Annotated in this window: 11 protein-coding genes and 1 CRISPR repeat array; of the genes, 4 read left to right on the top strand and 7 right to left on the bottom strand. The window is 42.4% G+C overall.

Annotated elements, in window-relative coordinates:
- Window positions 1-347 precede the first annotated feature (347 nt).
- A complete protein-coding gene (locus tag C7H79_RS00910) occupies window positions 348-740 on the top strand; it encodes a hypothetical protein (RefSeq protein WP_106705415.1) in 393 nt (130 codons plus the stop codon).
- A 326-nt stretch (window positions 741-1066) separates the two neighbouring features.
- On the top strand, window positions 1067-1600 hold the full coding sequence (locus C7H79_RS00905) for a DUF3147 family protein (protein ID WP_309477314.1): 534 nt from the start codon (window positions 1067-1069) through the stop codon (window positions 1598-1600).
- Between the two features lie 63 nt (window positions 1601-1663).
- Here the strand turns inward: C7H79_RS00905 and C7H79_RS17800 are convergent, their stop codons facing one another.
- The 7 genes from C7H79_RS17800 to C7H79_RS00875 all read right to left on the bottom strand — a co-directional run bounded on the left by C7H79_RS17800 (window position 1664) and on the right by C7H79_RS00875 (window position 11206).
- A complete protein-coding gene (locus C7H79_RS17800) occupies window positions 1664-1807 on the bottom strand; it encodes a hypothetical protein (protein WP_172592318.1) in 144 nt (47 codons plus the stop codon).
- Between the two features lie 21 nt (window positions 1808-1828).
- Window positions 1829-3236: a CRISPR direct-repeat array (repeat unit 28 nt; unit sequence TTTCTAAGCTGCCTGCGCGGCAGCGAAC).
- 130 nt (window positions 3237-3366) lie between these two features.
- Entirely contained in the window at window positions 3367-3951 is a 585-nt protein-coding gene (gene cas6f, locus C7H79_RS00900) for a type I-F CRISPR-associated endoribonuclease Cas6/Csy4 (RefSeq protein WP_106705414.1), read from the bottom strand.
- A gap of 9 nt (window positions 3952-3960) precedes the next feature.
- On the bottom strand, window positions 3961-4998 hold the full coding sequence (cas5fv, locus tag C7H79_RS00895; protein ID WP_106705457.1) for a type I-Fv CRISPR-associated protein Cas5fv: 1038 nt from the start codon (window positions 4996-4998) through the stop codon (window positions 3961-3963).
- An 8-nt stretch (window positions 4999-5006) separates the two neighbouring features.
- Complete coding sequence (gene cas7fv / locus C7H79_RS00890) at window positions 5007-5987, bottom strand: type I-Fv CRISPR-associated protein Cas7fv (protein WP_106705413.1); 981 nt, start codon at window positions 5985-5987, stop codon at window positions 5007-5009.
- Between the two features lie 2 nt (window positions 5988-5989).
- Complete coding sequence (locus tag C7H79_RS00885; protein WP_374057987.1) at window positions 5990-8905, bottom strand: CRISPR-associated endonuclease Cas3''; 2916 nt, start codon at window positions 8903-8905, stop codon at window positions 5990-5992.
- Window positions 8905-9852 (bottom strand): type I-F CRISPR-associated endonuclease Cas1f, encoded by a 948-nt coding sequence (gene cas1f / locus C7H79_RS00880; RefSeq protein WP_106705411.1) that lies wholly within the window; start codon window positions 9850-9852, stop codon window positions 8905-8907. The genes C7H79_RS00885 and cas1f overlap by 1 nt, the downstream gene beginning before the upstream one ends.
- Before the next feature lie 376 nt (window positions 9853-10228).
- The gene (locus C7H79_RS00875; protein ID WP_106705410.1) at window positions 10229-11206 is read right to left on the bottom strand and encodes a helix-turn-helix transcriptional regulator; all 978 of its coding nucleotides are present in this window, start codon (window positions 11204-11206) and stop codon (window positions 10229-10231) included.
- A 555-nt stretch (window positions 11207-11761) separates the two neighbouring features.
- On the opposite strand from C7H79_RS00875, the gene C7H79_RS00870 reads away from it, so the two are divergent.
- Complete coding sequence (locus C7H79_RS00870) at window positions 11762-12589, top strand: ABC transporter permease (protein ID WP_106705409.1); 828 nt, start codon at window positions 11762-11764, stop codon at window positions 12587-12589.
- Window positions 12579-13952 carry an ABC transporter ATP-binding protein gene (locus C7H79_RS00865; RefSeq protein ID WP_106705408.1) on the top strand — a complete coding sequence of 458 codons (1374 nt, stop codon included), beginning with the start codon at window positions 12579-12581 and terminating at the stop codon, window positions 13950-13952. Before C7H79_RS00870 ends, C7H79_RS00865 begins: the two co-directional genes overlap by 11 nt.
- The last annotated feature ends 7 nt before the right edge of the window (window positions 13953-13959 follow it).

The following is a 13959-nucleotide window of genomic DNA, read 5'->3' as shown; positions in this document are numbered from 1 at the left end:
TGAATCAATGCAGGTTTAATTCTCCAAATTCTTGAAAGGCAAATGGTTGAAAACCAGCGAATTGAAGCGCATAGTTATGTATCCCGCAATACTTATAGCAAAGCGTTTTATTTGTGTCAGCGTAATTTAAGGTTGATATGTGGGAATTCCAAACCAAAGAGAAATTTATTGTTTGTGCGGCTACAATCCAGGTTAATTTCGCTATAATCTTCAAGCGATAAAGTGGAAAGATAGTGGTGTTGATAGATATGCCTGTTGCTCATTTATGGTTAGCGCGTTCAAAATCGTGCAAATGATTTTGGTTTGTCTCTGACTGTTGTGTAAGTTTATTTGAAAGGGAGAGATTTATGAGTATGGAAAGTGAAGTTAGAATGAGATTTGGAGGTTTCTGGAATACTCTCGTTTTACTGTTTGTAATTATTGTTTGTCTTCGTTTCTCAAGCCTGGAGTTCGCTGATGAGGCTTTAACTAAAAGAATTTTCTGTGCGTTACATCTGTTTTTAGGGTGTATAGCTGCGGGTGTTTTACTTGGTATATTAAAAATATTTTTAGCTTTTTCTAATCAAACCTATACACGTGCACCTGCCTCGGCAAATTTTGTAAAAGGTCTTAAATATGGGATAGTTGCTGGCGGATTATTGATATTTATTGTCGGTATATTGCAACTTCCTACTTTTCTGGGGATATTCCAGCCTATGGTTGATGGATTGCTGGCAAAGATAACGGCTATTTTTGTTTAAGTAGTAACTCCTGTAATAATTAAAAGCATTTGATACAAACAATAATGCTCTGTTGCATAAGATCGCATCGACCGGAAATATTAAAATTGCCACTTATTTCTGGTCGAAGCGGTGACTGAACTTCATAGATTGCTGAGAACGGATCTGCGTTGCTGTCACGACGCGCTAAACAACGAACTTTATGATCATTTGTTAGCATAAAGCTCGTTTATTCGCTCATTCATGCTTTACTAAAACCCCAATGCTGCTAATTTCCTGATGCTGGCTAATATTGCCGGTGGTATGTCAGTTTTTTTTCTAAGCCAATAAGATATATACATTTCCGCTTGATCCACAAAATTCATTGTGTTTTCGATGGTGGACTCAGCAAAGTGGGGCATGTTGAATGTACTCCGTTCGCGGAAGCAATCCATGCACTGAATGACATTAAGAATAACGCTTCAGTCACAATTAAGCGTGGCGGGTGTATATTGTATTACCTTGCTGGCAACGATTGGGGTCAAGTTTTTATGCTTTATTACGTGCTCAAAATTCTTATTTCTGCGGTTGTAATTGTGGCTATCACAGAAATTGCAAAGCGAAACACAGGGTTCGCAGCACTGATTGCAGCTTTGCCTCTTACATCATTGTTGGCCTTTGTTTGGCTCTACCTGGATGGCTCTTCGTTATCAGAGATCGCCGACCTTTCAGTGCAAATTTTCTGGTTAGTCTTGCCCTCACTTACATTGTTTTTGCTGTTTCCCGTATTGCTTCAGCAGGGAATGGGGTTCTGGCCTAGTCTCGGCCTATCGGCTGTCGCTACCATTATTAGTTATTTTATTTTTATTTTTCTGCTGCGTCATAATGGAATGCAATTTTAATCAACGGCTCAGGCACAGTGATCAAGAATTTATGCCAGGAGCTATTTTTTGAGCCGAACATTACTAATCTTGGTTTTCGATAAAGTTTGCAGCAATCAAATTACCTGGAGCTGTAAAAAACATAAAGTTTTTATTTCCCTTTTTCTTCTTGAACTTATCTTGTGCAATCCTTCTTAAGAAAAGATTAATCTTGCTTTTTTTAGTCAACACACCTTTCCGCCAATTCAGTGCTTAAGCTGCCTGCGCGGCAGCGAACAAATGACGGTTGAAAACCTGCAAAAATTAAGATTTCTAAGCTGCCTGCGCGGCAGCGAACTTACAGCATCAGCATCGTTATCTCCCTCAGTATTTCTAAGCTGCCTGCGCGGCAGCGAACTATTGTAATTGACTTTGAATGCCGCTTTGACTTTTCTAAGCTGCCTGTGCGGCAGCGAACTCTGGCATGTTATCAAGGCCGCAATTGATCAATTTCTAAGCTGCCTGCGCGGCAGCGAACGTGTCACTTTCCGGAGATTGGCGAGTGTTACCTTTCTAAGCTGCCTGCGCGGCAGCGAACTCCGGCTTTTTTTATGGCTAATCGAAAGCCAATTTCTAAGCTGCCTGCGCGGCAGCGAACAGAGATTGAGAGAAGAGATAAAAAAACTTAAATTTCTAAGCTGCCTGCGCGGCAGCGAACATACTTCCCACCCTTCAAAATGATGGATAAAATTTCTAAGCTGCCTGCGCGGCAGCGAACGTTGGCAGTCTCATCATAAGACATAATCCCTTTTTCTAAGCTGCCTGCGCGGCAGCGAACGCCGCGACGTGATGGCGGTCTTTTGGCTGTGCTTTCTAAGCTGCCTGCGCGGCAGCGAACCTTTAGGTCAAGCATTCCTGGTTCCATTTAAATTTCTAAGCTGCCTGCGCGGCAGCGAACAAAAAATTCACCGAAAATGTAAAGAAGCGTGCTTTCTAAGCTGCCTGCGCGGCAGCGAACGCCGAACAACGAGAGCAGCGATATGACCGACTTTTCTAAGCTGCCTGCGCGGCAGCGAACGCAGAAAAAGTATTGCTATTTGTTGTGCCGTATTTCTAAGCTGCCTGCGCGGCAGCGAACTCTATCGAATTCGATTCTCTTTGTTCATTTGCTTTCTAAGCTGCCTGCGCGGCAGCGAACGTTGGGCTTATCGCACTTCAGCGCCAACATCCTTTCTAAGCTGCCTGCGCGGCAGCGAACTTGCGAGTTACTGATAACTTGAGCAATGGGCATTTCTAAGCTGCCTGCGCGGCAGCGAACAGGGATTTAATCATGGCAGCGCGTAGATCTGATTTCTAAGCTGCCTGCGCGGCAGCGAACCTATCAGCAACGACCTGGGGGGATTCGCGCCCTTTCTAAGCTGCCTGCGCGGCAGCGAACTGGATCTTGCAGGATGGGCAAAAGGCCCTAATTTTCTAAGCTGCCTGCGCGGCAGCGAACTCGTATCGATGCGCATAGTAGTTACACAATAATTTCTAAGCTGCCTGCGCGGCAGCGAACCAGGAAGTGGAAATAAACCTAATGATGGTCTATTTCTAAGCTGCCTGCGCGGCAGCGAACTCGTATCGATGCGCATCGTTGTAACTCAATAATTTCTAAGCTGCCTGCGCGGCAGCGAACCAAACCATAAAAGAACTTAAAGCCAGCTGTATAACAGTCTGCAGGGATTGACTTAATTTAACCATTCCCAAAACTGATATACTCAACCGGCTAATTTATATGCTTATTTTTAAAGAACTAAAAAAATGGGTTAAAACTCAGGAACAGTAGCAGAGGTGCTTAGTCCATAACTGCTAAATGTGTTATTTGAAGATTCTATTGCTGTTTTTTTCTTGATCCACAAGCAAAATATTTTATTGCTGCTTAAGCTTTTCAGGCGAATAAATGGAGTTGATATTAATTTATACTCCATATCGCTATAGCGCTGTATAGCTGTGTCATAGTCAATATGGTTTCGGATAGCATAGCGTCTGGCTAAGCGTTCTTTGTTTGTTTTAGGTTGTTCACGTTGATATATCGCGTAACCATTGAGTTTATCGGGTACTGAGCGAATCCCGGTGAGATGTATATGATCACTTAAACGAGCTAACCATCTTGAAGCATTAAACCGGGCAAGTGTAGTTTCATCCTGAGCAAACAACCGTAACTTATCGCCAAGTACGCTATATTTTTCACCAATGATGTATTCTGGAAATGAAACTCCAATTGGCACTCGTTTCTGATCATTTTGCATTTCAACCATACCTAAATGGATTTGTTGAAACACTTTTGACCAGAGAGTCAACAAGTTAATGTCGGGGTTGGGCAATAAGGTTATTTCAAGATAATGTTTCATGATTTTTCCTTATATTCTAAGACTATCAACATATGCCAGCCCTTTTTTTCCCAGATAAAAGCTTGAAACGCCAGCTGCTTCGATCATATCTTTAAGTTGCTGTGCTTTTTCTTGGGGAATATTTAACTGAATTTCGAGTGTCCCATTGGCTTTGGTTAGCAGTGAAGTCACTTCACCTTCGCCTTTGCGTTTTTCTTTCAGCAGGTAGGGATTACCCCAAATCTTTTTTTTACTGCCCGTGGTAAAGCGATCCATAAAATCTTTAGGAGTAAATCCACGTTTTGAAATACCGCTAATACCGTTACTTTTGGTCAACGCAGTGGATAAATCAAATTCCTGACTTTTTAAACGCGAGAGCTGGATATACAACGCGGAACAATACATTTCGATCGGCTTAATTTTCCCATCGGTAACTTTATAATCAACATCAGGAAAAGTTTTCTTGACAGTATTGAAAGCTTCTTCAACATATCCTCTAATTGCTACTGGTTTAAGTTTGTTCAACTGGTCCAGTTCTGCCAATGCGCTTATAGGATCAAATTGACGGGTATTTTTAATTACTAAATTAGTCTCTGAGATAAACTGGCATAGGTTTTCAAAATCCAATGTCAATACTCCCCAAAAGGCATCTGAATAGCCAGAGCAAAAAATAGGATCGTTGCCTTTAATCATGCCGGTGAAAGAATTCTGATCAGTGCTGCCGGTCATATTGCGAATATAAACCATCTCTGTATTGATTGGTTTAGAACGGTCATGGATATTCTCAAAGCTTATTTGATGCTCTATGTCCGTAAAAAAATAATTCTGGCTTTGTTTCGCTTGATACAGCTTACGCTGGTCGCCAATCAAACGGTTTAAAACGCCCATGACGGTATCTTTGCTTATTTTTCGTTCAATAAAATTAGAATATTGACCTTCGCTATCTCGCTTGGATAAATTTGTCATAGAACCAACGAAACTCCGGCCAGCTTTAGGCAAAGGTTCACTATTAGAGCCATCCAAAAAAGAATTCTGCCAAGCGGCTTCGTATTTAATCGTAATTCGCATACCCACCTCTACTTGGCGTAGAAGTAAACGGCATAGCTGGTTCCTGGCGTTTCTGATATTTCGCTTTCCGAGCGTTTAATGCGCATCATTTTATGACTGTCGTTGTAGTCCACGAGCACACTATCCACATACATATAACCTTTGGCTTGGCGAATGCTTAATTCGTTAATCATCCGAATGGTTTCCTGAATTAAGATATCAATGGCTTCGTTATCTAATAAAATTCCAGCTTCACCTTCTTCAAATATGGTGCCACCACGAACATAGTTTTGATGGAACGTGGCTTTTGGATTGCGTGATGGATCAAGGCTTTTGATGAAGTTTTGTACAGCTTCGGCAATTTTCTCACCTTCTCCGTCTTTAATAATCATAGAAGCTCGGTCAAATTTCTTATCAAGTGAAATAAATTCCAATTGCTCTATGCTGATAGAACCATAAGCAAGGTATTCGGTCTGTCCAAATGTAGTTTTTGAGAAAAAGGAATTGCTTGCAATATTTTCACCTTTATCATCTTTTCCTTTTTCTTTGGAACCAGAGCGTCCCATTTGTTCAAAATTGCCATTGCCCAATTGGTCAATAAAGTCCTCAAGCAATAAGGGGCTAGTACGTTTGCATTGGCTTGAAGGAACAACGTAACCACGTATCAAACCTGTTATTGAAGTCAGTACAGCTTGTAGATTTTTATCTTTAGCATAATGCAAATCAAAGGCTTGATCTCTAAATAAGTGATGGCGAATGCAATTCTGGCTAATATACATAGGCGTTTCTTTAAAATTTATATCCTCTGCTTGTTTTTTGTATTTATAGCCAGTTTCCTCTTTTACTTTGCCGGTTAAATTACTGTAGCCCCTTAATTTCGGTAGTGTATGATTATCAACCGTTTTGCCATCATCGCCTGCAAGTGTTGTCGGCCCATTCCAATTGACTACCCCATGTCCCAGCGCAATCACTTTAAAGTCCACACTTTTAATGCCTTTTATTTTTTGCATAATTAGTCCTCGTTTGAATTTAGTTGCTTAATTGAAATTGCGCCGACAGGCTGTTTGTCGCACACAGCATAGTAAATTGCATGACTATGCCGTGCGCTTTCTCCCCCAACCTGAACTAAATCGTTAGGCGTATAACTCAGGTAAATGGGAAATTCTGGGTCTCTTGCCTCATTGAGCAAAATAAAATCTTTATAGGCTTTGGTACCACCCATAATGTTGTGGTGTTTATTTTTCATGTAGGCCAATAAGTTCTTATCACTGTCGCCATACCCTTCGATTTCATCCTTGGAAGCCGTCAAATTATCAAAGTCATCCCGTTCATTGATTGACGCTTGGTAAGCGTATTGATCGAGAAATTTGAGTTCATTGGGTTCATTAACATCGCATACCGCCATTTGTACAAAGCGGTTTTCTCCGCGCAAGGAATTCTTGCTGATTTTGGCTTGGCCTTTTACCAGTGCTTTTTTGTGTGGAATAGTTATCGGATCAATAACCTTCTGACTGATCAATATCACACTGGCTTTGAGCGAGGCAATTAAATCCGACTCAATGTGCTTTTTACCATTGTCAGAGTAATGGAACTGTTCATACAGCTTATACATCTGCGACAAAGTAACTGCCGTTTCATCCAGCTCCGTCCGTAATAATTGATACCATGCTTTGGTGGCTCCGAATGTGAACATCCGGGACAGGAAACGAGCCGCTGAACCCGTGCCTTTGCCTTGGTGAATCGGCTCAGGTACCGCTATACAGTACACATTACCTTCTTTATTTATACCAAAGCGGTCGAGTCGGCCTAGGCGCTGCAAGCAATCTTCTGCATTGGTGATTTCTGCCACCATATAATCGCAAGTAATGTTTAATGATGCCTGCACAATGGGTCCGCTACGCAAGACCTCAAATTTTCGCATACCATCTTTCTTGAACGATTCGTAAACTTCTCCAAACCATTTTTGCTTATCGCTCTTCTTAAACTTTGAATGTAATAGCACGGCATTTTCCTGGTGCTGGTTACGAATAAAGCTTTTTTGCGCGGTCAAGGCTGTATTGCTAATAACAATGGTGTTGGAGTTCTGGTTTTGATACAGGGGGTTAGTATCGTCTTGCTTGGTTTCATCAAAGAATTTGAATTCAATACGGTATGTGCTTTGGTTAAAAGACGGCATGGCAACAATATCTTCTGGTTCAAGCGCCAATACTTGGTTAAGATAAAAATAATGCGGTGTGGCAGACACCAGCAAGGTATTGGCTGCACGTTCTTGCTGCTGTTTGCAAGCGATTAACTCAGCAAACAGCAAATTGAAGGCCGGCATGTTGATATATTCGTGAAACTCATCAAACACCACATGCGCATTAAGATAGTTAATCAACGTATTAACTTTACTATGTGTAATGATGCCGCTGAATATTTGATCTATGGTGGTGATGACTATATCGCCAGAGAAATAATCTTTTTCTGGAGTTGGGATATCCCATTTGCTCGTAAATTTAAATTCACCTGTATTAATTTCTATTCGGGCATCCGGCAAATATTGCTCAGAAGTTAAGTCATAAAATAACCCTTGGCAAACTTGCACTCTTGGACATATCCAAATCAATTGTTGGACATTTTTTAATTTTGCCCATTCCAGGGCAATTTTGGTTTTGCCGCAACCGGCAGGGCCTGCCAGAACGCTAACGCCTTGGGCTTTGGTGAGTTGGTTGGCGACTTCACTTTGTTTGTTACTACGATCACCTACAGGGAATTGTTTTAAGCTCGCATCAATGTGAGAACAGAGTGTAGATTCAGACAGAAGAGTTTTAGCTACTAAGTTATCAAGAGAGTTGCTTTTTATGTGAGCGTGCAAGTCAGTGGCTGATAATGCTGACACTAAACGGTCAGATGAGATAACACAGGTGCGCATGATGTTATTGTCGGCATTGTGCTTGATTTGCACTTGATATTTCTCAATGTATTCCACAGGTTTGTATTTTTTATAATATGGTAATAGCGATCCATCCAGTTCTTCGATAGCATCTAAATCAACATCGGCACTAAAAATTTTGGAAACTACCGATTCCTCATTCATCCGATACTTGATATCAACAGTACTTACACTATTAAGCAATTTAATGGCTTTATCTAATAACTCGGTGAAAGAGGTGTCTTTTAGGTTATTAGTTAATTTGGTGTAGATGTCGCCATAATTGGCAAAGTCTTTTTCTTTGCGAAAAGGTTTGGCATGATGCCAATAAATGGCATGCTTAATGGATTCTTTATGGTCGGAATTTATTAGCTTCAAGTTTCTGTCATCAAGTAAGCGATAGAGCAATACGGAAACCTCATTGTGACGAGGATGCTTATCAAAGCTGAATTTAGCATCGTCAATATGCTGACCATCTTCGGCCACGAAATCTTTCTTTTTAGGATTTCTTACCCATTCCTGAAAACACGGGTCAATTTTGCCTAAATCATGCAAACAACCCGCAACAAAGATAGCCGTTGATTGCTTTTCTTGTTTCGGCATCAGCCGTCTATGCAATTGCTCTGCGACATAACCCACAGCAAATAAATGTTCAGCTAAAGACTGCAAATGGGTATTTGCGTATAAAAAATCAGGATTTGGCTTATCGCTTGTTATATCCATAATTAACTCTTTGAAGGTGGTATTTACTGGCACAATGCCCTGTTGATCAAATTGTTCACGATTCCCCACAATCCAAACCAGTTCACTCCGACTTCTGGAACGTATCCAGTGGCAGGCAACAGCGGTATTTTTGGTGGCGGTTTTTCTTAATAAAGTTTTGACTGCGATTAAGCCGTCTTCAGTAATCACGGTTTGCCAGGTGCGACTGCCGATGCGGTTGGCAAAAGCATCAAGTACGCGCCGGGTTCTAGTCAGTGCTTTTTTCTCGCACTCTGAAACAAAAGTGACCATCATATTGCGCCGCCTTGCAAGCTGACTTGTTTGACGCTATCAAACATAAAATCCAGTGCCTTATGATCTGTGAATTTTTGTAAGATCTGCTGACGAAATTCCTGCTCGGTGGTTTTTTCCTTGGCACAGATGAATGCCCACGGCAGAATCAGGGCGTCTTTGATCAGATCCGCCACATCAAACACCAAAGCACCGCGTCGGGTTTTACCATGCATGACGGCAAAGCCATGTGGTATGCCCAATACCCAGAGTGTGCTGGCTGCCAAGCCGTAAGCCAGGTAATTGCCGTGATTGAGGAACAAGTTTGCGTTATCTGTATTGTCATAGTTACGGACAAAATCTTTTTGCTGGGTGCGGTTGACGGCGGCTTTATAGAGGTTTTTGGTAAGCTGGGCCTCAATCAACAATAATTCGGTGACATTACTTGCACGTTCCACCTTTTCTGGATAACCGGAGAATGATCGAGTAACATCTTCGTCGTCAATAAAGAAACCTTCATTCTTCAGATCCTTATCTTTGCTCCATACCGATTGCAGATAATTGATGCGCAAGTGCTGGAAGTGTTTGGCAACCTGTAATCGTTTTGCTTCATCAAACCAGAATGATAGCCACCCTTGTACATATTCGGTGGGTCGATATTCGCTTTGTGGCTTAAGCCATTCAATTTCACTGGCTGCCAGTAGTGGTGTGCCTCCGCCACCGCTGAAGCCAATCAATACACCTGCTGATGCAAGCATGCGCACAGCCGCTTGCGTGATAGAAGTACCGGTGCCTAATAAAACAACGGTGGTATTTGCAATTGGGATATTCCAGTAAAGCTGCTCGTCTTTGGCTTCTGTTAAATAGAGAACGCGACCGTCTTTTTGCATTACACGACATTTCTCCAAGTAGTAGATATTGGCTCGTTTAGAGTGCAATATTGCTTTTAGGTCAGTTAATTGTTCCACTTAGTGCCTTCCTATTATCTTGAGCGGAGAGTAGAAACAGGTATATCAATACAAATCACAAAAAAGAAGTGTGCAAGATCCTTCATCTCACCTCCACCATGTTCCGAACCCACGAATTATTCCTTCTTTTCAACCCTATATTCAAAGCTGACAATCTTTTTTTCTGACCCATTATTTGATCTTTACAGGTGGTGAGAATCCGTGGAGCTATCCTTTAAATGACTTCAGAAATATGCAATGCGCTCTGACGGTTTCTGAGAAAAAATAGCGGCAGATTTATCATTGCATTCGGAATGCCATATATAAGTTATCCCAACCTTCCTTAAGCATTATCTTCACCCACAGGCTCAAAACCTGATATTGCAAATTTATTTTTTTATTTCTTTTGGTTGTATATCGTTTGCATTTTGCGTAAGTTTTCTATAATGGTTTGGCGTAATGTTTTCGGGGTAATCACTTCAACTGCAGCGCCGTGTTTGAGAATGTCCATGACCAGTTCGGTTTCGTTGGCGTAGGGGATACAAAGTTCATAGCGGCCATCCGGCAAAAATTTTCCTTCTTGCTGCGGATGCCATTGTTCTTCGGCGACCCAGCGAGAGCGTTCGGCGGTGAAATGCAGGATTGCCGTTTGCCTGGCTTTTCCGGAGAAAATTCCGTAGCTGGTGGAAAAATGTTCGTTGAGTTCAATTTCGGTTATTTCAAGTGCGGCGTATTCAAGTAATGCTGCAGATGTGATGCGTTCGACCGCGAAGCTGCGCAAAGCGTCACGTTTGTGGCACCAGGCGTCGAGATACCAGTTGTCGCGGTAATGTGTAAGACGTTGTGGCGATATGACGCGCTTGGTTTGCTGGTCGTGGCTGCGGCTGTGGTATGTGATTCTGAGTTGCTTGCGTTGCAGCAGTGCACTGGCGGCTTGCTGGAAATACTGTGTGGCTGCATTTCTTCCCATCATGCTCAGGATGCGTATGCGGCTAGTGATTTCCTGCTTGTTTAAGTTCTGTGCTGTGAGAATTCTTTCCAGCCGGTCTTTGATCGGTTTTAGTTGAGCATCGAGCAGGCCTGGTTGGATTTGCTCGAGTAGTTGTTGTGCGGTGAGTAGGGCATACAGTTCTTGCGCATCAAACCAGATACCGGGCAATTCGAACACGTCATTTGATGTTGCGTCGTAATGATAGCCGTTTCGTTCCCGATCATATATTAGCGGTGCATTGTAATAACTACGGAGTGCTTCGATTGTGCGATTCACTGTGGCGCGGGAACATTCCAGCAGTTGTTCAAGATTTTTGTGTGAGATCGGCAACCGACGGGACGCCAGAATGCGATGCAGCTGATAAATCCGTTGGAAACTGTTCATTGCATGTTTACAAAATCTTCGTTAATTACAAAGATTATATAACTGTAATGAATCCAAATCTTATATTTTATTTAAGTGTAGATTAAATTCGTCACTTTTCTAATCAAGTGTAATGAAAATTACGCATTGATTAAATCGGGAAGATTTCTTGTTCCATAAGAATATAAGCCCAAGCCGTGTAGTATTAATCTCATCGACTGCCTAAAAATAACGCTTTAGGCAGCCCCAAGAGAATGCCTGAGGTACCACTTAAGATTGCAGCATAACTGAACATTTATGAGGAATAAATATGGATCAAGTAAAAGCCGAGTTTTTAAATTTGTTTCTTGGCGCAGTAATTGTTACGAATATTTTTTCAACGACTTGTCAGATAATTTACTCGCTCTAATTCTCGTTTTTGGAGATAATACAGTACCTGTATCCATCTCTATAATTTTGTAATCGGGCAATATGAGTTAGTAGGGATTGGCTTCCGTTTCTTGTAGCAGCATTCTCGGGAGGGGTTTACCTATTTAGAAGGATTAGAAACTTGATTGTAAGCTTGGAATTTTAAAATTGAATCCGCACGCAGCTCGATCGATCTCTCTATTCACCTTAGTCAACACACTCAAGACTCATCGGAGTCTGATTTATTCTCTAGTCAAACGGGAAGTCATTGGCCGCTATCGTGGCTCGATTATGGGGATATTGTGGTCTTTTTTTAATCCTGTCTTGATGCTGATTGTTTACACATTTGTATTTAGTGTGGTTTTCAAGGCACGCTGGGCCGGCGGCACTGACTCCAGAACCGAATTTGCGCTGGTGCTGTTTGCTGGTCTGATGATCTATAACTTGTTTTCAGAGTGCATTAATCGATCACCAGGACTGATACTGGGAAATGCGAACTATGTAAAGAAAGTGGTGTTTCCTCTGGAGATACTACCTATTGTAGCCCTCGGTTCTGCGCTTTTTCATTTTCTGATCAGTTTTTTGGTCTGGTTGATCTTTTATTTGATTTTCTTTGGTTTACCACAAGCCACTCTTTTATTGTTCCCTTTGCTGTTGATTCCTTTTCTATTGCTGACCTTAGGGTTTAGCTGGTTCCTGGCGGCATTGGGGGTGTTTTTACGCGATGTCGGCCAGATTGTTGGTGTAATGATGACTGCGCTGTTGTTTTTGTCACCGATTTTTTATCCGATTACTGCTTTACCCGCAGAATATCACCTCTTGCTGCAAATCAATCCATTGACATTTGTCATTGAACAGGCTCGTGACGTGATGATATGGGGGAAAGGGATGAACTGGCAGGGGTGGATACTTTACTGGATACTTGCTGTGCTAACGGCCTGGATGGGCTTTGCCTGGTTTCAGAAAACACGCAAGGGATTCGCTAATGTCCTCTGACACAGCCATTAAGGTCGAGAACCTTAGCAAGTGCTATCAGATCTACGATCATCCGCGTGATTTTCTCAAACAAATTATCATTCCCCGTTTGCAGCGCCTGTCCGGGCGAAAGCCTAAGCAATTTTTCCGAGAGTTTTGGGCGCTGAAGGATATTTCGTTCGAGATCAAGAAGGGCGAAACCGTCGGTATCATTGGTCGCAATGGTTGCGGCAAGTCCACCTTGTTACAGATGATTTGCGGCACGTTGAACCCGACCAGTGGTGATGTCCAGACCCATGGGCGTATTGCCGCATTGCTGGAATTAGGGTCAGGTTTCAATCCGGAGTTCACCGGTCGTGAGAATGTTTACTTGAACGCTACTCTGCTGGGTTTGAGCAGGGAAGAAATTGATGCGCGTTTTGATGATATTGTGGCCTTTGCCGACATCGGTGAATTTATTGAGCAGCCGATTAAAACCTATTCGAGTGGGATGGTGGTTAGATTAGCTTTTGCTGTCATTGCACACGTTGATGCCGATATTCTGGTAATCGATGAAGCTCTGGCGGTGGGCGATGCGTTCTTCACGCAAAAGTGCATGCGTTTTATGCGAAGTTTTATGAAATGCGGCACCGTGCTTTTTGTCAGTCATGATACGGGTGCAATAAAAAATTTATGTCGTTCGGTGATTTGGCTGGAACAAGGAAGGGTAATGCAGCAAGGTACTCCAAAAATTGTATGCGAGAGGTATCTGCGAGCATTTTATGAAGCACAGCAAGGCAAGACGAATACAACCAAGTCCAGGTCGACACACAAGAAAAACGACGCTTTCGCGAGAATAGATCAACGACGGGATTTTATCAACGCCAGTAATTTGCGCAATGACTTGAAAATTTTTGAATTCGACCAGGATGCTCCGTCATTTGGGGCGAATGGTGCGCATATCATAGATGTTCAGTTTCTTGACAAGGAAGGTTCGGCTCTGGCGTGGGTCGTTGGAGGTGAGCAGGTTACTTTGCGAATAAAGGCGGTCGCACGTGACCCGCTGGATGCGCCCATTATTGGATTTGTTATCAAGGATCGCTTGGGCCAGGCGCTTTTTGGCGATAATTCATACCTCAGCACCGTGGATGCCCCCTTGTTATGTGAACCTGGAGATCAAATCCAGGCAGAGTTTACTTTTTTTATGCCAATACTTCCTGCAGGTGATTTCAGCATCGCTGCAGCAATTGCTAACGGAACGCAGAGCCAACACATTCAGCATCACTGGATATACGATGCAGTGATATTTAAATCCGAAACTAGCAGCGTTTCAACAGGACTTGTCGGCATACCCATGGTGCATATCGGAATCACTACACAAAAAAATAAAAATACTCGAAGTTAGGAAAAAC

The organism is Nitrosomonas supralitoralis, assembly GCF_003011925.2.
Taxonomy (GTDB): Bacteria; Pseudomonadota; Gammaproteobacteria; order Burkholderiales; family Nitrosomonadaceae; genus Nitrosomonas; species Nitrosomonas supralitoralis.
This window is presented reverse-complemented; position numbering and strand designations above follow the sequence as displayed.

Excerpts from the sequence above, each read along its gene's own strand:
- C7H79_RS00910 (WP_106705415.1), top strand. The coding sequence starts at position 348 with ATGAGTATGGAAAGTGAAGTTAGAATGAGATTTGGAGGTTTCTGGAAT.
- cas6f (WP_106705414.1), bottom strand. The coding sequence starts at position 3,951 with ATGAAACATTATCTTGAAATAACCTTATTGCCCAACCCCGACATTAAC.
- cas5fv (WP_106705457.1), bottom strand. The coding sequence starts at position 4,998 with ATGCGAATTACGATTAAATACGAAGCCGCTTGGCAGAATTCTTTTTTG.
- cas7fv (WP_106705413.1), bottom strand. The coding sequence starts at position 5,987 with ATGCAAAAAATAAAAGGCATTAAAAGTGTGGACTTTAAAGTGATTGCG.
- C7H79_RS00885 (WP_374057987.1), bottom strand. The coding sequence starts at position 8,905 with ATGGTCACTTTTGTTTCAGAGTGCGAGAAAAAAGCACTGACTAGAACC.
- C7H79_RS00875 (WP_106705410.1), bottom strand. The coding sequence starts at position 11,206 with ATGAACAGTTTCCAACGGATTTATCAGCTGCATCGCATTCTGGCGTCC.
- C7H79_RS00865 (WP_106705408.1), top strand. The coding sequence starts at position 12,579 with ATGTCCTCTGACACAGCCATTAAGGTCGAGAACCTTAGCAAGTGCTAT.